Annotated in this window: 16 protein-coding genes; 6 read left to right on the top strand and 10 right to left on the bottom strand. The window is 68.7% G+C overall.

The window, feature by feature from the left end; translation table 11 throughout:
* The first annotated feature begins 139 nt into the window (after positions 1-139).
* Positions 140-1,189, top strand: coding sequence for an Rv2578c family radical SAM protein (locus RIN43_RS10720; protein ID WP_309128906.1), 1,050 nt, complete (start codon positions 140-142; stop codon positions 1,187-1,189).
* Positions 1,190-1,345: 156 nt separating this feature from the next.
* Here RIN43_RS10720 and RIN43_RS10715 read toward each other — a convergent pair whose 3' ends face one another.
* Entirely contained in the window at positions 1,346-3,664 is a 2,319-nt protein-coding gene (locus tag RIN43_RS10715; RefSeq protein WP_309128905.1) for a DEAD/DEAH box helicase, read from the bottom strand.
* Positions 3,665-3,938: 274 nt separating this feature from the next.
* Here RIN43_RS10715 and RIN43_RS10710 point away from each other — a divergent pair, with 274 nt between their 5' ends.
* Positions 3,939-4,838: an aldose 1-epimerase family protein gene (locus tag RIN43_RS10710; protein WP_309128904.1), complete on the top strand. Its 900-nt coding sequence runs from the start codon at positions 3,939-3,941 to the stop codon at positions 4,836-4,838.
* A gap of 16 nt (positions 4,839-4,854) precedes the next feature.
* Here RIN43_RS10710 and RIN43_RS10705 read toward each other — a convergent pair whose 3' ends face one another.
* The 4 genes from RIN43_RS10705 to RIN43_RS10690 form a co-directional block, all read right to left on the bottom strand.
* Positions 4,855-8,325 carry an efflux RND transporter permease subunit gene (locus tag RIN43_RS10705; protein ID WP_309128903.1) on the bottom strand — a complete coding sequence of 1,157 codons (3,471 nt, stop codon included), beginning with the start codon at positions 8,323-8,325 and terminating at the stop codon, positions 4,855-4,857.
* Positions 8,326-8,339: 14 nt separating this feature from the next.
* On the bottom strand, positions 8,340-8,903 hold the full coding sequence (locus RIN43_RS10700) for a TetR family transcriptional regulator (protein WP_309128902.1): 564 nt from the start codon (positions 8,901-8,903) through the stop codon (positions 8,340-8,342).
* Positions 8,904-8,965: 62 nt separating this feature from the next.
* Positions 8,966-9,325, bottom strand: coding sequence for a CrcB family protein (locus tag RIN43_RS10695; protein ID WP_309128901.1), 360 nt, complete (start codon positions 9,323-9,325; stop codon positions 8,966-8,968).
* A complete protein-coding gene (locus tag RIN43_RS10690) occupies positions 9,322-9,711 on the bottom strand; it encodes a CrcB family protein (protein ID WP_309128900.1) in 390 nt (129 codons plus the stop codon). Before RIN43_RS10690 ends, RIN43_RS10695 begins: the two co-directional genes overlap by 4 nt.
* 120 nt (positions 9,712-9,831) lie before the next feature.
* Between RIN43_RS10690 and RIN43_RS10685 the strand changes: the two genes are divergently transcribed.
* Positions 9,832-10,578: a Pr6Pr family membrane protein gene (locus RIN43_RS10685; protein ID WP_309128899.1), complete on the top strand. Its 747-nt coding sequence runs from the start codon at positions 9,832-9,834 to the stop codon at positions 10,576-10,578.
* On the opposite strand, the gene RIN43_RS10680 is transcribed toward RIN43_RS10685, so the two are convergent.
* Positions 10,545-11,924, bottom strand: coding sequence for an FAD-dependent oxidoreductase (locus tag RIN43_RS10680; protein ID WP_309128898.1), 1,380 nt, complete (start codon positions 11,922-11,924; stop codon positions 10,545-10,547). The genes RIN43_RS10685 and RIN43_RS10680 overlap by 34 nt on opposite strands.
* Before the next feature lie 96 nt (positions 11,925-12,020).
* Between RIN43_RS10680 and RIN43_RS10675 the strand changes: the two genes are divergently transcribed.
* Positions 12,021-13,472, top strand: a complete 1,452-nt coding sequence (locus RIN43_RS10675) for an alpha-L-fucosidase (protein ID WP_309128897.1) — start codon at positions 12,021-12,023, stop codon at positions 13,470-13,472.
* Between the two features lie 60 nt (positions 13,473-13,532).
* Here the strand turns inward: RIN43_RS10675 and RIN43_RS10670 are convergent, their stop codons facing one another.
* From RIN43_RS10670 to RIN43_RS10655, 4 genes are read right to left on the bottom strand one after another with little or no spacing between them, the layout of a single operon-like run.
* A complete protein-coding gene (locus RIN43_RS10670) occupies positions 13,533-15,473 on the bottom strand; it encodes a DUF2264 domain-containing protein (RefSeq protein WP_309128896.1) in 1,941 nt (646 codons plus the stop codon).
* Between the two features lie 3 nt (positions 15,474-15,476).
* Complete coding sequence (locus RIN43_RS10665; protein WP_309128895.1) at positions 15,477-17,108, bottom strand: extracellular solute-binding protein; 1,632 nt, start codon at positions 17,106-17,108, stop codon at positions 15,477-15,479.
* A 59-nt stretch (positions 17,109-17,167) separates the two neighbouring features.
* Positions 17,168-18,109, bottom strand: a complete 942-nt coding sequence (locus tag RIN43_RS10660) for a carbohydrate ABC transporter permease (RefSeq protein ID WP_309128894.1) — start codon at positions 18,107-18,109, stop codon at positions 17,168-17,170.
* Positions 18,099-19,115, bottom strand: a complete 1,017-nt coding sequence (locus RIN43_RS10655) for an ABC transporter permease subunit (protein ID WP_309128893.1) — start codon at positions 19,113-19,115, stop codon at positions 18,099-18,101. Before RIN43_RS10655 ends, RIN43_RS10660 begins: the two co-directional genes overlap by 11 nt.
* Positions 19,116-19,335: 220 nt before the next feature.
* On the opposite strand from RIN43_RS10655, the gene RIN43_RS10650 reads away from it, so the two are divergent.
* The gene (locus RIN43_RS10650; protein WP_309128892.1) at positions 19,336-20,343 is read left to right on the top strand and encodes a hydroxyacid dehydrogenase; all 1,008 of its coding nucleotides are present in this window, start codon (positions 19,336-19,338) and stop codon (positions 20,341-20,343) included.
* Positions 20,344-20,352: 9 nt separating this feature from the next.
* Positions 20,353-21,438, top strand: a complete 1,086-nt coding sequence (locus RIN43_RS10645; RefSeq protein ID WP_309128891.1) for a LacI family DNA-binding transcriptional regulator — start codon at positions 20,353-20,355, stop codon at positions 21,436-21,438.
* Positions 21,439-21,446: the final 8 nt, after the last annotated feature.

Raw genomic sequence — 21,446 nt, 5'->3', positions numbered from 1 at the left:
ACCGCGCCGGGCTGTCAAGGCCCGGCCGCGCGGCCCCGCACTCATACACGCGCGTGCCCGGGGCAGCGCTTTCGTATTACGTACCAATATGAGCCACCATTCATGGATCGTCATTAGTTTTTATGTTCTAATGGCGAGTATGCGATGGCAGGGCCAGACGATCGACGACGAGGATGCCGACGCGCTCCCCGGGCTCGAGAAGCGCACCGGAATCGTCCAGTCGGTGACCACCCCGGAGTTCGCGGGCATGGTCTTCCACGAGGTGCTGTCGAAGTCGGCGCTGAACCGCGTCCCCGGTGCGTCGCGGATGCCGTTCAGCTGGACGATCAATCCGTATCGCGGATGCAGTCACGCATGCGTCTACTGCTTCGCTCGGGGCACGCACGAGTACCTCGATCTCGACGGCGGGGCCGACTTCGACTCGCAGATCGCGGTGAAGACGAACGTGGTGGAGGTGCTCGAGCGCGAACTGCGGCGCGGGTCGTGGCAACGTGAGACGGTGGCTCTCGGCACCAACACCGATCCGTACCAGCGCGCGGAGGGGCGCTACCGGCTGATGCCCGGCATCATCCGGACGTTGGCCGACTCGGGCACGCCGATGTCGATCCTCACGAAGGGCACGCTGATCCGACGGGACATCCCCCTGCTGGTCGAGGCCGCCAAGCAGGTGTCCATCGACGTGCAGATGTCGATCGCGATGTACGACGACGATCTGCAGCACTCGATCGAGCCCGGAACCCCGACGACTCAGGCACGGCTCGACACGGTGCGCGCGCTGACCGACGCCGGCTTCCGCGTGGGCGTCTTCCTCATGCCCGTACTGCCGCATCTGACCGATTCGATCGCCGCGATTGACGCGGCGCTGCGACGCATCAAGGATGCCGGTGCCGATCACGCCGTATACGGCTCACTGCACCTTCGGCCCGGAGTGAAGCCGTGGTTCTTCCAGTGGCTGCAGCGCGAGCATCCGGAACTCATGTCGTCGTATCGCGGACTGTATCCGGGGGTGACCGTCGAGGCGCCCAAACCCTATCGCCAGTGGCTGGCCAAGCGGATGCGCCCGCTCATCCGCGCTCACGGTCTGTACGCGCAGTCCGAGGAGGAGCACGATCGGATGCGCGGCATCATGCGCGCCCGCACCCAGGAGCCGACGACGGCGAGGCCTGAGCCGGCGCCGATGCTCTTCTGAAATCGCACCGCACGGACGCCGGCTGGACCACTGATCGAAGCCGCGATGTTCATCGCGTGCATCGGATGCCTTCGAATGCACAGTGGGTCGACGCCGATTCTCGGTGCATTCGGCGAGTTCCGGTGCACTCGGCTGGTACACCGGAACTCTGCGACCTCAGGAGGTGAGCTCGGCGGCGGACGGCATCCGGCCAGCGATCTCCTCGATGACGTCGTCACCGGGCTGGGCGTTCTCGAACGGAGCCTCGATCTCTGCGCGCCCGAGCAGGTCTTCCATCCGACGACGGCGATGACGGGTGATCAGCGTGACCACGCGACCCGAACGGCCCGCGCGACCGGTGCGGCCGGCGCGGTGGAGGTAGGTCTTGTACTCGTCGGGAGCGTCGGCCTGCACGACGAGGTCGATGTCATCGACGTGGATGCCGCGCGCGGCGACGTCCGTCGCGACCAGCACCTGCACCTTGCCTGCGGTGAGCTTCTGCAGGTTGCGGGTTCGCTTGGCCTGGTTCAGATCGCCGTGCAGCGATACGGCCGCGATCCCGGCGTCCTCGAACTGCTCGGCGAGCATCTCGGCGAATGCACGGGTGCGGGCGAAGACCAGGGTCTGCCCATCGCGATCGACCAGCGAGGTGAGCACATCGGCCTTGTCGCGGTGCTCGATCACGAGCACGCGGTGGTCGATCGTGCTGGACTGCTGATCCTCGCCGGCCACTTCGTACACCGCCGGCTCGACGAGGAACTCGTCTACGAGCGACGCGACCTCACGGTCGAGCGTCGCCGAGAAGAGCAGCTTCTGGCTGGCGTCACGGTCGTCGAGCGCGGTGCCGGTGGCACGGAGGATGCGCTGCACGGGCTCGACGAAGCCGAGTTCGGTCATGTGGTCGGCCTCGTCGAGCACCGCGATGCGCACCTCGGAGAGGTCGAGCTTGCGCTGCTCGATGAGGTCTTCGATGCGACCGGGGGTGCCGATGACGATGTCGACGCCCTTCTTGAGCGCACCCACCTGTCGCGCCTGCGGCACGCCGCCGTAGATCTGGGTGGTGAACAGGCCGACGCTGCGTGCGATCGGCTGCACCGTGCGGTCGATCTGCAGTGCCAGCTCGCGGGTCGGCGCGAGGATGATCGCGCGCGGCTTGCGGCCGATCTCGCGACGCTTGCCCTTCTGGGACTTCAGGATGCTCTCGACCAGGGGCGCGCCGAAGGCGATCGTCTTGCCGGAGCCGGTGCGGCCTCGACCGAGCACGTCACGGCCCTCGAGGATCGCGGGAATCGTCGCGGCCTGGATCGGGAAGGGCGTTTCGGCTCCCAGGTTCTTCAGGATCTCGACGATGTTCGACCCCAGGCCGAGATCGCCGAAGGTCACGTCGGCGACTTCGCCTGCCTGCACGGCCTGCGCTTCGAGGCGCTCGTGAACCACATCATCGAGCTGCTCCTTGGGCGCAGACGGCGTGCGGCTCCAGTCACTGCGGCTGGGGCGGTCGTCGCGATTCCGGCGGACCGGGCGGTCTGCGCGGTCCTGGCGCGGCCGCTCGGCGCGACGCTCACCGCGATCGAGACGGTCCTCACGACGCGGGCGCTCGTCACGTTCGAAACGGGGGCGTTCACCGCCTTCGGCGCGGGGACGATCGTCACGGCGCTCGAATCCGCCACGCGCACCACGGTCGTCACGGACCGGGCGGTCGTCACGGACCGGGCGGTCGCCACGGTCGAAGCGCGGACGCTCGCTGCGCTCGAAACGCGGACCATCGTCACGACGCTCGAAACCGCCACGCGCACCACGGTCGTCACGGACCGGGCGGTCGTCACGGACCGGGCGGTCGCCACGGTCGAAGCGCGGACGCTCGCTGCGCTGGAAACGCGGACGCTCGTCACGACGCTCGAATCCGCCGCGCGCACCACGGTCGTCTCGACGCTCGAAACCGCCACGCGCACCACGGTCGTCACGACGCTCGCCACCACGTCGGTCGTCGCGGTCGAAGCGCGGGCGCTCGTTCCTGTCGAAGCGGTCGCCTCCACGCTCGGAGCGGTCGAGCCCGCCTCGGCCACCTGCGCGCTCGTCGCGTCGAGGGCGGTCGTCGAAGCGACGCTCGCCGCGATCCGCGAAACGACGCTCGCCGGACCTGCGGTCATCGCGACGCTCGTCGCGGTGATGCGGCGCCTCACGACGGCCGGACTCGGCGCGGTTGCGGATCGAGCGGGCCTCGTCGCGACCCGCCTTCTCCTGCGCCGTCCAGCGGCGCTTGGCATCGCCGGGCGCGGCCGCACGGTAGCCGCGGTGCTTCGGGCTGATGCTGCCGGGCCGGCGGTCGGCGGTGCGACGCTCGTCGTCGCGACGCTCACCGGCATCCGGTCGGCGGTCGTCGTCGCGACCGAAGCGGGCGCCTGCGTGACGATCGTGGAACGAGGTCTTCTTCGCGTAGCGCGGTTCGAAGTTGCGGGCGGGGCGACCGCCCTTGGGCTTGCCGTTCTTGGGCATGGTGTTTCCTTCACTGTCTCTGACACGAGAACAGCGTCCGCTCCGTGCGCACAGAGTTCAGCGCACGGCGGACATACCCGGGCATCCGTCGGCCGGGGCCATTCATGTGATGGTTTATGAACCATCGGCCCCTGGGCTCACAACGAGCTTGGTTCTGCTCAGAAAAGACCCCGCATGGCGCGGGCTGCCCGAAGCCGACCCCTCCAGTGTACCCGTCCCGCCTGAGAGACCGCCTCGCGCTACGATCGACCGGTCGGAGTCGTACGATGGCCGAATGGTCTCCCCCACCGGCATCCAGATCCATCTCCGCCGCGGCGATGTGACCGCTCAGATCGCGCAGGTCGGCGCCTCGCTCCGGCATCTGACGGTCGGCGGGGTCGACATCGTCCCGCCGTACCCCGACGATGCCCCGACGCCGATGGCCTCAGGGGTCGTGCTCGTGCCGTGGCCGAACCGCGTGAGGGACGGCATCTGGCAAGACGGTGAGACCACCCGATCGCTCTCGATCAGTGAGCCGAAGCTCCACAATGCCAGTCACGGCCTGCTGCGCTTCACGGCCTACGAGATCGCCGAGCACACCGACGACGCCGTCACACTCGCCGCTACGATCGTGCCGCAGACCGGCTACCCCTACCTCGTGGAGACAACGGCGCGATACGCGCTGACGGATGCCGGCATCGATGTCACGCACACTCTCACCAACCGCTCGGCCGAGAGCGCGGCCGTCGCACTCGGCACTCACCCTTTCGTCACGATCGGCGACGTCGACCCGCACGAGCTGGTACTGCGCATCCCCGCCGAGACCTACTTCGAGAGCGACGAGCGGATGCTGCCGGTGGGCGAGTCTCCCGTCTCGTCCGGCACCGACCTGCGCGAGGGGCGCCGTCTGGGAGACGTGCAGCTCGACACGGGCTTCGCCAACCTGCACCGCGATCCCGACGGCCGGGTTCGCACGACCCTCACCGCCCCGGACGGCCGCACGGTGACGGTGCACCAGGGTGCCGGATTCAACTTCGTGCAGGCGTTCACCTCAGACCGCTACCCCGGCCGGCCGCTCGTCGTCGCGATCGAGCCCATGACGGCGCCCGCCGAGGCGTTCAACTCCGGTCGTGGGCTGCGCCGACTCGCCTGCGACGAGTCGTGGCAGCTCGACTGGGGCATCGCCTTCGTCTGATCGGCGCCGCGAATCGTCAGTCGACCTTGTTGGCCGACGGCAGCCCGCGGGAGCGCAGCTCCCTGCGAGTCGGGTGGTACTCGGCGCTCTCGGCCGCGACCGATGCGACGACCGATGCGGCCGCTGCTGCAGCCGACGCGGCCGCAGCGGCGGATGACGCGGCAGCCGCGGCGGCGACCATGGGATCCATGCCACGGGTGTACCCATCCGGCAGGCTCGGCGCCCCTTCGGACGCATGCGCGATGACTCCTGACGGTGCAGCATCCCGGTCGCCCGATCCAACATCGGATGCCGGGGCCGCGAGCGGCGTCGCGGGATGGCCATCCGCAACGGAATCCGTCAGGTCCTGACGAGCGCCTCCCGAACCGGGCTCCGTGCCGTCCCCGCCAGGACGCTCCGTGCCGCCCCCGTCATCCGCTCCGCCGTCTCCTCTGGCGGCGCGCCTGGCGCTGCGGCGCTCTCTGGCCCCCTCGACGAGGTTGTAGAGCGTCGGCAGCACGATCAGGGTCAGCACGGTCGAGGACACCAGTCCGCCGATCACGACGATCGCGAGCGGCTGCGAGATGAAGCCGCCATGCCCCGTGATGCCGAGCGCCATCGGGGTGAGCGCGAAGATCGTCGCCAGCGCCGTCATGAGGATCGGGCGCAGACGCTTCTCGCCGCCGGCCATCACCGCGTCGGGCGTGGACAGCCCCTTCTCCCGGTACTGATTCACCAGATCCACGAGCACGATGGCGTTCGTCACCACGATGCCGATCAGCATCAGCACTCCGATCAGCGACGCCACGCCCAGCGGCACCCCTGTGACGATCTGCAGCAGGATCGCACCGGTCGCCGCGAACGGCACCGACACCAGCAGCAGCAGCGGCTGGCGGAGGGACTTGAAGGTCGCGACCATCACCACGTAGACGATGAGGATCGCCGCGAGCATCGCGAGCCCCAGCTGCGAGAACGAGTCGGCCTGCTGCTGGGCGACTCCGCCGATGACGGCGCGTGCGCCGTCGGGCAGTTCCACCGCGTCGAGCGCGGCGGTCACCGACGACGTGGCCACGGCGAGGTCGTCGGATGCCGGGGGCACCGTGATCGTCGCAGTGCGCCGACCCTGCTCGGTGGAGATCGACGTGGGACCCTCGCGCTGTTCGACCGTGGCGATCTCATCGAGCGGAACCGGCCCGACAGCGGTCGGGACCGCCAGATCCCGCAGCGCCTCCACCGACGTCGGCGGCTCGGGGTTCGCGATGTAGACCGTGAGCGCGGTGCCGTCGATCTCGACCGACCCGGCCTGCTGCGGACGCATGGTGTTCGACACGATCGAGCCGACTGCGGCCTCCGACAGCCCGCGCTCCGCCGCCGCTGCGCGGTCGATCTCGACGGCGATGTAGGGCAGAGACGCCGCGAGGTTGTGCGTGACCTGACCGATGCCCTCGCGTCCTTCGAGGTCGTCGATGAGCGCATCTGTGGCGTCCGTCAGCGCGTCGGCGGACGGCGCCGACACGGTGATCTCGATGTCGGTCGAGCCGAAGCCGCCGGACGCTGCGCTCACCGTCACTTCACCGGCGTCCTCGACTCCGTCGATCCGCTTCTGCACGTCGGCGCGCAGCTTCTCCTGGTCGACGCCCTCCTCGGTCTGGATGGAGTAGGTGATGCCGGCCCCGCCCGAGAAGGCGTCGCGCAGCGATGAACCGCTCGAGCCGATCGACGCCTGCACGTGCTCGATGCCGTCGACGCCTTCGAGCGCCTCCTCGACCTTCTTCGCCGCCTCGGATTCCGCCTCGAGACTCGCGGTCGCGCCGATGTCCTGCGACACCGTCATGGTGTTCTGCCCCGTGTCGCTGAGGAAGTTGATCTTCATCAGCGGGGCCGCTGCGAGCGTGCCGGCCAGCACGACCACGGCGAGCACGACCGTGATCGCGGAGTGCTTCAGCGTCCAGCCCAGGATAGGGCGGTACATGCGCTGCAGCGGCGTGGGAGGCGCGGCGGGATGCTCGGGATCGATCCTGCCTCCGTCCGAGTCGAGCAGCGGCTTGCCAGGCCTGAGGAACCAGTAGGCCAGCACCGGGACGATCGTCAGCGCCACGAGCAGCGACGCGACCATGGCGATGGTCACCGTCATCGCGAACGGCCGGAAGAGCTCGCCGACCATGTCGCCGACGAAGACGATGGGAAGGAACACCGCGACGGTCGTGATGGTCGACGCTGTGATCGCCGCCGCGACCTCGCGCACGGCCAGCCGGATCGCGTCGCCCTTGTCTGCACCCTCGACGTAATGCCGCTTGATGTTCTCGATCACCACGATCGAGTCGTCCACGACGCGGCCGATGGCGATGGTGAGCGCTCCGAGAGTCAGCACGTTCAGCGAGTAGCCGAATGCCTGCAGCCCGATGAACGTGACGAGCACGCTCGTCGGGATCGAGATCGCCGTGACGAGAGTCGAGCGGATCGACAGCAGGAACACCAGGATGACGAGCACGGCGAAGGCCAGTCCCAGCAGGCCTTCGGTCGCCAGCGTCTCGATGGACTGCTCGATGTACGGTGCCTGATCGAAGATGACGGTGAACTCCGCATCCGGGAACGACTCGCCGAGCTCGTCGAGTGCGGCGAGCACCCCCTTCGAGACTTCGACCGTGTTCGCGGCAGGAAGCTTGGTGACGGCGATCGACAGCGCGTCCTCGCCGTCCACACGCGAGATCGAGGTCACGGGGTCGGACTCCTGCGCGACGGTCGCCACGTCGCCGATCGTCAGCTCGCTGCCCGTCAGCGGAAGCGCCGCGATGTCGTCGGCCGAGGCGATCTTCACCCCGGTCTGCACGGTCAGGGTCTGACCGTCTTCGGTGATGTCGCCACCGGGCAGAAGCACACCGTTCTGCTGCAGTGCGTCGCCGATCGCCTGCTGGCTCTGCCCTGCCGCGGCGAGCTCCGCAGCGTCAGGCGTGATGGTCACGCGCTGTCCGACACCGCCGACCACTTCTGCCGCATTCACGCCGTCGACATCCTCGAGATCCGGGATCACCGTGTTCTCGAGGTCGGCCTGGCCGGACTCGGAGTCGTCGAAACCGGTCACGGCGATCTGGATCACAGGGAAGTCGTCGATCGAGACGCTGAGCACCTCAGGCGAGATGTCCTCGGGCAGCTGGGAGGAGATGCGGTTGATCGCCTGCTGCATCTTCTGCTCGGCCGTGGCGAGGTTCGTCCCGTACGAGAACATCGCCTGCACGATCGAGGCGTTCGTGGTGCTCGTCGCGCTCGTCGAGTCCAGCCCTGGCACACCCTGGATCGCGCTTTCGATCGGCGTGGAGACGTCGTTCTCCACCACCTCGGGCGACGCGCCGGGGTAGCTGGTCATGACGATCAGCGCCGGCAGCTCGAGCGAAGGGATCAGCTCCTGCTTGAGATTCGTCAGCGCCAGCCCGCCGAAGACGGCCGACACGATCGTGATGAGCGCGATCAGCGCGCGGTTGCGGAGGCTGAGGATGGCGAGTTTCGACATGTTCGGTCTCTCGATCAGGTGGCGGGCGCGTGGAGGATGGCGGCGAGTGCGTGTTCGATGAGTTCGGGGGGAAGCGGTTCGTCGTGGATGCGGGAGTGCCACAGGACGCCGTCGATGAAGACGGCGGCAGCGCTGGCACGTTCTGCGCCGTGCTCCTCTGCGAGGAACGCGGACAGCTGCGTGGACCAGCGACGTGCCAGCTCTCGCAGTTGCGGGTCGTCGATCGCGGCCGTCACGACCGCGCGGTCCGCCTCCATGGCGCGCGCGTCGGCGAGGCCCTGGACGATCAGCTCGGTGAGCACCGCGGGGGTCGCGCCTCGTTCCGCGAGGGCGGCGCGGACGCCGTCGATGCGCGCTTCCACTTCCACCGCCAGGTGGCGCAGGCCGTCGGCGCGCAGGTCGTCGAGCGTTGCGAAGTACTGTGTCGTCGCCCCCAGAGGCACACCGGCGCGCGCCGCGATCATGCGGTGGGTCAGGGCGTCGACACCGACCTCGACGATCAGCTCTGCCGCTGCGGTCACGATCTCGCGGCGACGCGCCTCGGGGTCGCGGCGACGGCGTGCTGCAGCGTCCGGCATGCCCCACCCCCTTCTGTACATTTGTACATTCGGCCCCCTAGGAATGCGCTGGGAGCCCGGCGCTACAGCGCGGCTCCGATCGCGAGCCCCGCCGCCGCCAGCAGCACGCCGGCGAGCAGCATCCCCATCGCGTTGGCGACGGATGCCGCGCGCTCACCGTCGCGCCATAGAGCGACCGTGTCGAGCATGGTGGTGCTGAAAGTCGTGTAGCCGCCGAGGAAGCCGGCACCGAGCACGAAGGCGGCGCCAGGGAGCGCGCCGACGATCACTCCGAGCGCGAAGGACCCCGTCAGGTTGACGAGCATCACGCCCCAGGGGAAACGCGCGCCGGCGACCTGGGCGACCGCGACGTCCACGAGATAGCGCACGCCCGCCCCGAGTCCTCCGAGCGCGGCGGCCACCAGCAGCAGGATCAGGCTCATGCCACCCTCCTGCGCCCGAGCCGGAGCCCCAGCGCCGCGGCGGCGAGCCCGAGCACCACGCTGCCGACCGCGTACCCCGCGGCGAGCGCCGGCGTCTGCATCCACAGCCCCGTGGCGCCCACGGCGAGCGCGCTGTACGTCGTGAAACCGCCCAGCACACCCGTGCCGAGGAAGAGCCGGGCGTCGGACGACCCGGGCAGACGCGACGCGAGGATCCCGAGCAACAGCGCCCCCGCGACGTTCGCGATCAACACCGCCAGGGGGATGCCGGCCGATTCGGGCACGATCACCCCGAGCGCCAGTCGCGCTCCAGTGCCGAGCGCGCCGCCCGCCGAGACCAGCATCGCTCTGCGCAGCAGGGTACGCGCTGACATCGGCGAGGTCACCCCCTCACCCTAGCTCCGGGCTGCGCGCAGGCGCGGTACGTAGACTCGACGCAGCGGCTGCGGCATCCGCAGCGGCTGACCGGCGAACGGAGCTGCAACGGGTCAGGAGGACGCATCCGAGTGCTCAGCAGAACCATGTTCGGATGGTCGCGGCTCCTGACCGCGACCGTCTGCATCGTCGCGCTCGTGCACCGGATGATCTGGGGCATGGGCTCGCAGACCCTCGCCAGCCAGAACTTCTTCGCCTATCTGACCATCCAGTCGAACACCGCTTTCGCCGTGCTCGCCATCATCGCCGGGGTCGTCGCTCTGCGCACCGCAGAGGATCCGCCCTGGCTGACCACAGCCAGGGCGCTGGTGCTGAGCTGGACGATCACCGCCGGCCTGGCGTTCGCGCTGATCGTCTGGCAGGCGGGTGTGCGCGGTATCCCGATCACGGTGCCGTGGTCGGATGTGGTGTTGCACTTCGTGCTGCCCGCCTGGACGATCGTCGCCTGGGTCATCGGACCAGGGCGGCGGGCCGCCTCCTGGCGGGTCGTGCCGTTCGTGCTGCTGTATCCGGTGCTGTGGGGCGTGTTCACGATCTGGCGCGGCGGACTCATCGGCTGGTACCCGTACTACTTCCTCGACATCCGGCAGGTGTCGGGGATCTTCGAGATGGCCCTGACCTGCGCTATCGCGCTGGCGATCTTCGCGACGGTCGCCTCCGCGCTGGTGGCGCTGAGCCGGCTGCATCCGACGGCGGCGCCTGCTGTGCCCGACCCAGTCAGATCCTCCGCATCCGTCGCACGGCGCGGGGGTGCCGCTCGGCCGGTCGGAGGAACCCGCACGGCTCAGGCGTCGTCCGACGCCGCCGGAGCGAAGTAGGCGAGGGACGCCAGGGCGGCCGTCTCGGCATCCGTGTCGCTGAGCTCGGCGAACTGTTCGGCCGCCGCGCCGCCCACCAGGCCCACCAGCACGGGCTCGCCCGTGGCGGGCTCGAGGTTGAGCCAGGTGCGGATGAGTCCGTCACCCCCGACGACGTGCCAGATGGTGGCCTCGGCATCCCAGAAGGGCTCATCGAAGCGCATCCAGATCGTCTCCAGCGCACCAGAGCCGAGAGCGGCGATGGCGCCTCGCTGCGCGAACGGGAGCGCAGGGGCGAACTCGATGCCCTGTCGCTGCAGCACGCCGAGCGGCACGGACACGACCACACGGTCGAACGACAGCGCCTCACCCGTACCCAGGCGAAGGCTCACCCCGCGGTCGTCGTAGGCGATGCGCACCACCGGGGATGTTAGCGTGACGTCGAGGCCGTCCAGCCTGTCGTCGATGAAGCTCGAGAGCTCTCCGGTCCGCCCCGTCAGCGCGTCGGGGACGATGGCAGGCGGGTACCAGCTGGATGCCAGAGAGGCGTCGGCCCCCGTGGTGGCTTCGATCCATGCGAGCGCCGCCGCAAGAGCCGGATCACTCGGGTCGGCGCCGTTCTGCTGCAGCGCCTCGCTCAGCGGAAGGTCGGCCGGATACCCCTTCGCCTGCTCGATCGCCTGCTGCACGGGCGCGGTGTCGATGCTCGGCGCTTCGCCCTCCTGTGAACGGCCCGACGCCGAGTCGAACACGATGCTTCCGTCTCCGAGGTCGATCAGTCTCTCCTGCAGCGCCGTGACGTCGGCATCGGCCACCAGCCACGCACCGAGCTGCGGAGGCGTGGGCCAGCTGTCGTCCGACACGCTGAGGATCCGGCCGCCGGTGCGGTCGCGGGCCTCGAAGATCGTGAGCTCGTGCCCGGCATCCGCCATCGTGCGGGCGGCGATCGCTCCAGAGGCCCCCGCACCGATCACAGCGATGCGCTCCCCGTCTTCCGCGGTCGCGATGACCGCCATGGCGGCGCGGCGCCCGGAATCGACGGCGCCGAGGACGGTGCCGGGGCGCGACGTGTCGGTGGCCTCGCCGGCGAAGAACACCCGCCCATCGAGGCTCTCGGCGAGCGCCTCGCGGTGCTCAGGCGCCGCCCCCGCCGGGAGGTAGCTGACCGAACCCGCCGAGTAGGGGTCCGTAGACCAGGCGCTTCTGGTCCAGCCCTTCGGGCGCGGAACGCCCGCCGGGGCTGAGGGCTTCGGCCGCGGCGTCGTGGGGCGCGGCTTCGGCTCGGTCTGGCCCGTGCACGCAGCGAGAAGGACCGCGACGGCACCGGTTCCGGCGCCGACCAGAAGGCTGCGGCGAGTGAGGCTCATCGTGGTGCCAGACTATCCCGCCCCGTCACGAAGATGCCATCCGGCGACTCGGCGGGCTAGGCTGAGGGAAAGCGCTTACTATCGTCGGGAGCATCGATGACGACGTCCCTGTGGACCACCCGCCAGCCCATGAAAGAACCGGCGTCACTGCCGGTGCGCTACGGCTCTCTCGTCGCACGCCGCGACGACGAACCCATGCAGCGGTTCCGCCGGTACGGGCTGGGGCAGTTCATCCACTTCGGGCTGTATTCGCTGCTGGGCGGCGAGTACGAAGGAGTCAGCGCCACCGGAGCGGCGCCGGCGCCGGAGTGGATCAGGGCGTGGCGTGGCCCGACGGCGCCGGAGAGCTGGACCGAGATCTACGACCGGCTGAATGAGAGCTTCGACCCGGCAGAGCTCGACGCGCGTGCCTGGGCGCGGCAGGCCAAGCAGATGGGCGCCCGCTACGTCATCTTCACCACGAAGCACCACGACGGCTTCGCGCTCTGGCCTTCGGAGCACTCCGGCTACACCGTCGCGAACTCGCCGTTCAGGCGCGACCTGGTCGGAGAGGTCGTCGACGCCTACACGGCCGAGGGCATCGATGTCTTCCTGTACTTCTCGGTGCTCGATTGGAATCACCCCGGCTACACCTCGGCCGTCCCGACGGATGCCGCCGGCCGCGCGGGATGGGAGCAGTTCCTCGAGTACACCCGGGCACAGCTGCTCGAGCTGCTGGAGCGCTATCCGGCGACGAAGGGACTGTGGTTCGACGGCACCTGGGACCCGTCATGGGTGGCGTCGCACGAGTTCACCCACCGGCTCGAGCAGGAGCTGCGAGAGAAGCGGCCGGGCCTGATCATCGGCTCGCGATTCCGCAACGACGAACACGGCTCGCGGCACTTCGACTCCAACGGCGCCCTGCTGGGCGACTACGAGCAGGGCTGGGAGCGGAAGCTCCCCGCGAGCCACGAGATGCTCGGCGGCAACGACTGGGACGGCGTGATGACCATCGGCCCGAACGCCTGGGGCTGGTTGCGCGACACGTCGGGCCAGTACCAGAAGACCGCCGACGATCTCATCGACCTGCTCATGCGGTGCCGCTCGATGGGCGGCAACCTCGTCGTCAACTTCGGCCCGGACGGATCGGGACGCATGACGGCCCATGAGGACGAGATCGCCGAGCAGCTGGGCGCGTGGGTGACGGCGAACGCCGACGCGATCTACGACGCAGGACACGTCGACCTCGACCGCACGGGCATGGGGTGGCTCACCGGCGGCGACGATCGGCTGTTCCTCACCGTCGTGAACAGGCCGGTCAACGGGATCGCGCGGCTGCGATTCCCGGCCGACGGCGATCGCCTTCCCGTCGCCGCCCGGATGCTCGAGACCGGCCGCGCGCTGGAGACGCGGATCACCGACATCGGGTACGACCTCGATGCCGCGGTGTACTGCGACGTGGTCATCCCCGCCGACTTCAGTGCGCCCAGGGCATTCGTCATCGAGCTGATTCTCGGCGAGACGGGCGCGGGCCCGGCGAAAGCGGAGCGCATCGACGCCTGGCAGTAGTGGGCGGGCACCAGCCCACCCACTACTGGAGCCCGCGCCCCAGACGCTGGCCCCCACGCCTCAGACGCGCACGCCACCCGGTTTGCCGGGCTGACCGTCCCATTCGACGACGGTGCACAGATCGAGTTCGACGTCGAGCTGATCGTCCGGCCATTCGACGCGCAGGGTCGTGCCGTCGACGTACACCCGGAGCGCTTCGATCGCCGCGACCGGATCTTCGTCGGCGCGCAGCAGCTGGTGCACGGCGACATGCACGGTCTGCTCGGCCTCGCGCGAGGCGGTGAGGGTCGGGATCGCGGAGTGCTCCCCCATCGCGTTGGTTCCGCGGTGGGCGACGACGCCGCCGGCGTCCCAGCCGTGCAGTCCTGTCAGCACCACGCGGTGCTCACCGTTCGATACGGACGCCTGCGGTCCCTCGACTGCGGTCGAGAGCGCCGATGCTCCGGCGAGCGCGAAGGCGCCTTCGCGGATGCGGTCATGCGTGACGGGTGCGGTGACCAGGTGCGCGCGCACCTCGGTGCCTCTGTGCACCACCGATGCCGTGACTATCCAGGCGCCGGGAAGCAGCTTCCGATCGATCTGCGGACAGTGCACCGACGCGCTCATGGGGCCGTCGGCCGCGGTGCCGCGCAGCATCACCCGGCGGCTGGCACGACCTTCCTCGTCGAACAGCGAGACATGACCGTCGACCGCCTCGATCCAGCCGTCGCCGACTTCGGGAGCGGTATGGGTCGAGTACGCGAACGATGCGTAGTGCGGGTCGTCGGTGTCGCGGATGCCGTGGTGCTGCACCGGCAGATCGGTGTGGTCACTGCCGTGGTTCACGAGCACGACGGGCGATCCCTCACCAGCCGAGCTGAGCGTGATGCCGGCGGGCTCGATGGCGCGCGTGAACGCTGCACGCGGTCCCTGGGCTTCGGCGGGAGAGGACCAGACGGGATGCTCCTCGCCGAGCGAGAGCCCGAGGAACCCGATGCCGGCGAGGTAGGGCGAGCCGAACCCGCTGTAGTCCTGCATCGCGGGCAGGTACTCGTCGTACCAGCCGAGGTGCAGTTGCCCGTCGTCGCCGACACCACCACGGACGAACCGGTCGAGCACCGACGTGGCGATGCGCCGGGTGCGCGCCGGGGCCAGCGGACCTACGCCGGAGATCTCCGCGCACCACAGTGGCGTGAGGGCAGCGGTGCGGTAGGTCAGCGAGCGACCGAAGTGCATCAGCGACCCGTCGTCGGCGACGAACGCCGGAAGCGTCTCGACGAACGCCGCCAGCCGCTCGAGATGCCGCTGCCCGTCAGCCGTCCGCACGCGGTCGGTCATGCGGTACCACGCCCAGAGATAGGGGTGGATGGCCCACGCGTTGTAGTAGTCGATCGCGTGCGACGGACCGTCGGTGTACCAGCCGTCGCCGAGGTACCAGCCCTCCACGCGCGCGACGTTGCGTTCGCCGTGCAGCCCCGACGCATCGCCGCCGCGGTGACGGATGAACGCCTCCGCCATGGCGGGGAACAGCTGCCAGTTGTTCTGCCACACCCCGCACAGAGCGTGGTGACGCAGCCAGGCGAGCACCTGATCCTGCTCGCGCGTGCCGAGCCGCGACCAGAAGCGGTCGCCCGCGATGTACAGCCCGAACGACAGGTTGGCCGCCTCGACGATCGAGTTGGTGATGCCGGTGAGCGGCGGACGGCACGTCACTCCTCTCGGCCAGCGCGACGGATGCTCCGGATCAGTGCCGTCGACGACGGCCTGCGCGTAGAACTCGATGAGCGCGTCCGCCTCGGCATCGCCGGCCGGTGAGCCGGCGATGCGCGAGGAGGCGAGCAGGAAACTGCGGCCGATGGTCTCCATCGACTCGCGACGGATGCCGTCGCCGGTCACCCTGCCGGGGAGCACGACCCCGGCAGGGTCATCCGCGCCGTGCTCGCGCACGGCGCGGAGCCACCGGTCGGCCGTCTGCATCCAGTACCGGCGTGCGGACGCTCCGTCTGCGAGGTCGTGCTCCATCGTCTACTTGCCCAGCGCCTTCTCGTATTCCTTGCGGATCTTGTCGCCGCCTGCGGACCGCCAGGACTTGATCGCGGCCTTGACGTCATCGAGGCTCTTGCGGCCGGCGATGAAGTCCTGGGTCGCGTCGCTGACGGGCTGGCGGATGGTCCCGCCCTTCTGCGCGTTGGTGGGGCTGAACAGCGTCGCGGTCGGGTTCTCGACACCGAGCGGGATCAGCGCCGAGTACGCGGCGTGGGTCTGCTTGATGATCTCGTCCTCACCGGGGAGGTAGAGCACCGGGCTGGGAGCGGAGATGTACTTCCACGGCACGGTGGTGTTGGCGAGCGCGGCCGGCGTCGGCAGGGGGTTGCCGTTCGCGTCGAGCGTGTAATCGGTGCCCTCGACGCCGTAGTTGATCAGCAGGTATTCTTCGCTGCCGAACGGAGCGGCGAGCAGGTTGGCGATGCCGAGAAGCTTCTTGATCGACTTCTCGTCGTTCTTCTTCAGCATCGTGCTGGCGAAGATGACGTTGTCGAGCCATGCGGTGGGCTGGCCGCCGCCCGCGGCGAACGGAAGGAACGGGGCGGAATCGGGGACGGTCGGGCCGTATCCGTCCGACTTGAAGTACGCGGGCAGGCCGTCGTAGATCTGCGCGACCTGGCCGTTGGTGAACGCGTTGACCATCTGCGACTTGGTCCACGAGTCGCTGCCGGGGACGATGTAGCCCGCAGCGGCGGCCTTCTGCACGAACGAGATCGACTCGAGGTACTCGTCGGTCTCGAACGAGTAGGTGAGCTTGCCGTTCTGCTCGCGCCACTGGTTCGGCACGCCGAACAGCTGGTGGAACGTGCTCAGACCGAAGCTGCTGGAACCGAATGCCCAGCGGTTGGCCTTGGCGTTCGTGAGCTCCTTCATGATCGACATGTACTCGTCGGCGTTCTTGATCTTCGAGGTGTCGGTGACGCCGACCTCGGCGAAGTGCTTCGCGTTGTAGAAGCCGAGACCCGCCGACCCGCCGCGCGGGATCGGCAGCGTGTAGATCTTGCCGTCGCGGACGGTCTGCTTCCAGTACAGCTCCGGGATGGCGGCGAGGTTCGGGTACTCCTTGATCGCGTCGCCGGAGAGGAAGGGCGTGAGGTCCTGGCACTTCGACTTCAGGAACCCGATGATGTCGGGGATGGAGGCTCCGTCGTCCAGCATCATGTCGGGGATGTCATTGCCCGCGATGGTGGTGTTCATCTTGGTGGTGAAGTCATCGGCCGACACCGCTGTGATGTCGAGCTTGCCGCCAAGACGCTTCTCGATCTCCTGCCAGGCGGCGTTCTTCTCGCGGCCGTTCGGCGGCGGACCGAAGATGTTCGTGATCGCCGTGAACGTCTCGCCGTTCAGCGGCGGGGTCGTGACGGTGCGGACGGGGTTCGCCGGGTACTTGAAGTACGCCGCAGGGACACCTCCGGCGGTGCCTGGGAGGTCGGGAGCGAAGCCCTCCGCTGCCACGAACGTCGGCAGCTTCACCGAGCTCGCGCCCGAGGCGACGAGTTCCTGACGCGTACCGCAGCCGGCCAGCGAGCCGACGGCGGCGGCGCTGAGCAGTCCGAGTCCGGCGACCTTGAGGAAGGTCCGCCGGTCGGCGGCGATCTGATTGATTGACATTTCCGATCCTCTCTGAGGGGACAGCAGGCGAAGCGCCTGGCAGGGGTGGGCCGGCTGGATCAGCCCTTGATGGCGCCGGTGAGCACGCCCTTGGTGAAGTACTTCTGCAGGAAGGGGTAGACGCAAAGGATGGGGACGAGGCTGATCACGACGACAGCCATCTGGATCGCCTGACTCGGTGCCGCGATCTCCGCCCCCGCGGAGGCGTCGATCGACGAGCCGAGCAGCACGTACTGTCGCAGCACCATGGCCAGCGGCCACTTGTCGCTGTCGACGTAGAGCATGGCGTTGAAGAACGCGTTCCAGTAGCCGACGGCGTAGAACAGCCCGACGACCGCGATGACCGCCTTCGACAGCGGCAGGACGACGTGCCACAGGATGCGCAGGTCGCCGGCGCCGTCCAGGCGGGCCGCCTCGACGAGCTCCGAAGGGATGCCCATCATGAAGGAACGGACGATCACGAGGTTGAAGGCCGACAGCGCCGTCGGCAGGATCAGCGCGGCGTACGTGCCGAGAAGGCCGAGCTCCTTGACCACCAGGAACGTCGGGATGATGCCGGGCGTGAACAGCATCGTCAGCAGCGCCGTCATCAGGAAGAAGCCGCCGCCCAGCAGCCCGCGCCGGGACAGACCGTAAGCCATCATGACCGTGAGCGTGACCGAGAGCGCCGTGCCGACGAGCGTGATGCCGATGCTGCGGATCAGCGCGTCGGTCACGATGCCGCCCGCGAAGATCGTGGTGTACGCGGTCAGCGTGGGCTGCGTGGGGAACAGCACGAAGCCGTTGTTCGCGGCGATCTCCTGCTGCGACGACAGGCTGGTGCCGATCACCGCGAGGAACGGGTAGATCACCGCGATGCAGACGAGCAGGAGCACGATGCCCTTCAGCCCCTGCATCGGGATGCTCGGCTTCTCCATCCAGACGGGACGGCGGCTGGCCTTGTAGCGGCGCGCGGCGTCCGGACCGAGGCGGACGGCGGTGGTCGAAGCGTCAGCGGTCACGGGAGTACACCCCATCCTGTCCGAACATGTGGGCGAGCTTGTTGGCGCCGAGCACCAGGAACAGACCGACGACGCCCTTCACCAGGCCGACGGCCGCCGCCGTGCCCCACTGGCCGTCGACGATGCCGTGGTAGAAGACGTAGGTGTCGAGCACCTCGCCCGCCTCGGCGCCCACGTTGTTGCGCTGCAGGATGATCTGCTCGAAGCCCACCGAGAGCGCGGTGCCGAGATTGAGGATGAGCAGGAGGATGACGATGGGCATGATTCCCGGTATCGTGATCGCCCACATACGACGCCACGGACCTGCGCCGTCGACCGCCGCGGCCTCGTAGAGCTCGTCATCGATGCTCGCCAGAGCCGCGAGGAACATGATGGTGCCCCAGCCGGCGTCCTTCCAGATCGTCTGCAGAGTGACGAGCAGCGGGAAGGTCTCGGGATTGGTCATCGGACTGATGCGCGGCAGACCGAGCGCCGCCAGCATGTCGGGGATCGCTCCGGTCGGGCCGAGGATCTGCGTGAACATCGAGATGATGATGACCCAGCCGAGGAAGTGCGGCAGGTAGATCACGCTCTGCACGAACTTCTTCAGCCCGGGGGACATGATGCTGTTCAGCAGCAGCGCCAGCATGATCGGCACAGGGAAGAACAGCACGAGTTGCATCAGCGTGATGACGAGCGTGTTGCGCAGGGCATACCAGAACGCCGGGTCCGAGAAGGCCACGGCGAAGTTGTCGAGTCCCACCCAGACGCTGTCGATGAAGCCGAGGTACGGCTGATAGTCCTCGAAGGCGATGATGTTGCCGGGGATGGGAAGCCAGTGGAACACCACGAAGTACAGGAAGCCCGGCAGCACGAGCAGCAGCATCACCCGGTCACGGCGGAAACGCGCGGCGAAGGACAGCTTGCTGGCGCCCTTGCGGTCGACGCGTCGCGTCTTCGGCGTCGGCGATGGCGGCGGCTCGGACTCGGCCACCTGCGGCCTGCTCGTGACGGGTGCTGATGTCACCGCATCCTCCGGACGTCGTTGGTGAGGGATGGATATCTCGCTCGGGCGGGTTCTAGTAAGCGATTGCTATGGACGGTAATGCATGGCATTTCGAGTTGTCAACGCGAACAACCGGATTCTTACGCGGATGCGGTGATTCCGCGGTCATCACTGGCGTCCCCGGCGTGTAACGTGATAGTAATCGCTTACTGATACTTTCCCATTCTGTGGAGCACACCCTATGAATCGGCAGCCCCGCGTCGCCTTCGCCATGAGCCGTGAGGACCATGCTTCCGCGTTCCCCGCCAGCCTGCTCGCCGAGCTGAGCGGCTTCGCCGAGATCGTGACGCCCGAACCGCTCACCGAACTGGAATCGACCAGCGCTCGGGCCGTGCTGGCCGAGACCGAGATCCTGATCACCGGGTGGGGTGCGCCGCGAATCGACGCGACCACCATCGGCCGCGCGCCACGACTGCGCGCGATCGTCCACGCCGCAGGAACGGTGCGCCCGATCCTCGACCCGGCGGTGTACGACCTCGGCATCCGGGTGAGCAGCTGTGCCAGCGCGAACGCGGTTCCCGTCGCCGAGTTCGCGCTCGCCAGCGTCATCTTCGGCCTCAAGCGCGCCAGCCGGTTCGCAGCCCAGCTGCGCGAGACCAAGGGAGTGCGCGACGTTCGAGGAATGCCGGCCATAGGCGCTCACCGCGTGGTGGTCGGCGTGATCGGAGCCTCCAGGGTGGGCCGCGAGATGATGCGGATGCTGCGCACGCTGGATGTGGAGATCCTGCTCAGCGACCCGTACGTCTCCCCCGACGACGCCAGGGATCTCGGCGTCACCCTCGTCGACCTGCCCGAACTCTGCCGGCGCAGCGACGCCGTGACCGTGCACGCTCCGCTGACCGATCAGACCGTGGGGATGATCGGCGCTCACGAGCTGTCGCTGATGCGCGACGGCGCTGTGCTGGTGAACACGGCCCGCGGAGCGCTGGTCGACACCGGCGCTCTCACCGCCGAGCTCGTCTCCGGCCGGCTGGACGCCTACCTCGACGTGGTCGATCCTGAGCCACTGCCCGCCGATTCGCCGCTGTACGACCTGCCGAACGTCGTGATCACCCCGCACATCGCGGGTGCACTGGGCAACGAGGTGGCTCGTCTCGGCGAACTCGCCGTCGCCGAGACGGCCCGATTCGCGGCCGATGGTACCTTCGAGCATGAAGTGCGTTCGGTCGACTTGGCGATCATCGCGTAGGGGCAGCGGATGAGGACTTCGACTTCTGACCATATCCACCGGCAGGTGCACCGTCGCCCTGCCACCATCAGCGACGTCGCTGCCGCGGCCGAGGTCTCGACGGCGACGGTGTCGCGGGTGCTCAACAGCAACTACCCCGTAGCCGCCGCGACACGTGAGCGAGTCCTCCGCGCGGTGGCCAAGCTCGGATACGCGGCGAACGCCAACGCCCGCGCGCTCGCGCAGTCCGACACCAAGACCATCGGCATCATCGTGCCCGAACTGGTGGACCCGTTCTTCGGCTACATGGTGCGCGGGCTCGAGCGCGCCGCTCAGGCGTCGGGGCGCCTGGCGATCATCGCGACGACGGGCTACGCGCCGAACGCGGAGCTCTCGCTCATCGACCGGATGCAGGAGCGCCGTGTCGACGCCGTCATCGTCGTGAGCGGAGGAAGCAACGACGCCACCTACCGCCGACAGCTCGCCCATCGCGCCGACGCGCTCGCGGCCATGGGCAGCAGGCTCGTGCTCTGCGCTCACCCGCCGCTCGGCATCCCATCCTCGGCCGCGGTGGTCGCCTACGACAACGAGGGCGGCGCGTATGCCGTCACCGAGCACCTGATCGCCAACGGCCATCGACGCATCGCCCTGGTGGGCGGTGAGACCGACCGGCCGACGATCGCGCTGCGCCGCGAGGGCTACCTGCGGGCGCTCCGTTCGCGCGGCATCGACGTGGACGAGTCGCTGATCAGGACGGAGGGGTTCGGCCACGACGCCGGTTACGCGAGCACGAAGGCGCTGCTCGAGGATGCTCCGGGGCTCACCGCCATCTTCGCCGTCAACGACACCATCGCGGCCGGAGTCTACGACGCGCTCAGCGATGCCGGCATCCGCATCCCTACAGACATCTCCGTCGTGGCGTACGACGACACCCCGCTCGCGGCCAGCCTGTCGCCGAAGCTGACGACTGTTCACGTGCCGCTCGAGCAGCTCGGCCGCGAAGCGCTGCGCGCGGCTTTCGACGAGCCGGACGCCTTCTCTCGCACGCCCGAGGACGGGCTCACCCTCGGCATCTACCTGGTGCATCGCGAGTCCGTGGCGATGCCGCCGCGCTGACGGCATCG

The sequence above is a fragment of the Microbacterium sp. genome (assembly GCF_031178445.1).
GTDB lineage: Bacteria > Actinomycetota > Actinomycetes > Actinomycetales > Microbacteriaceae > Microbacterium.
Note: the sequence above shows the minus strand (reverse complement) of the source record. Positions and strands in the feature narration are given on the sequence as shown.

Coding starts and splice junctions, on each gene's coding strand:
- RIN43_RS10720 (WP_309128906.1), top strand. CDS start 140: ATGCGATGGCAGGGCCAGACGATCGACGACGAGGATGCCGACGCGCTC.
- RIN43_RS10715 (WP_309128905.1), bottom strand. CDS start 3,664: ATGCCCAAGAACGGCAAGCCCAAGGGCGGTCGCCCCGCCCGCAACTTC.
- RIN43_RS10710 (WP_309128904.1), top strand. CDS start 3,939: ATGGTCTCCCCCACCGGCATCCAGATCCATCTCCGCCGCGGCGATGTG.
- RIN43_RS10705 (WP_309128903.1), bottom strand. CDS start 8,325: ATGTCGAAACTCGCCATCCTCAGCCTCCGCAACCGCGCGCTGATCGCG.
- RIN43_RS10700 (WP_309128902.1), bottom strand. CDS start 8,903: ATGCCGGACGCTGCAGCACGCCGTCGCCGCGACCCCGAGGCGCGTCGC.
- RIN43_RS10695 (WP_309128901.1), bottom strand. CDS start 9,325: ATGAGCCTGATCCTGCTGCTGGTGGCCGCCGCGCTCGGAGGACTCGGG.
- RIN43_RS10680 (WP_309128898.1), bottom strand. CDS start 11,924: ATGAGCCTCACTCGCCGCAGCCTTCTGGTCGGCGCCGGAACCGGTGCC.
- RIN43_RS10675 (WP_309128897.1), top strand. CDS start 12,021: ATGACGACGTCCCTGTGGACCACCCGCCAGCCCATGAAAGAACCGGCG.
- RIN43_RS10670 (WP_309128896.1), bottom strand. CDS start 15,473: ATGGAGCACGACCTCGCAGACGGAGCGTCCGCACGCCGGTACTGGATG.
- RIN43_RS10665 (WP_309128895.1), bottom strand. CDS start 17,108: ATGTCAATCAATCAGATCGCCGCCGACCGGCGGACCTTCCTCAAGGTC.
- RIN43_RS10650 (WP_309128892.1), top strand. CDS start 19,336: ATGAATCGGCAGCCCCGCGTCGCCTTCGCCATGAGCCGTGAGGACCAT.
- RIN43_RS10645 (WP_309128891.1), top strand. CDS start 20,353: ATGAGGACTTCGACTTCTGACCATATCCACCGGCAGGTGCACCGTCGC.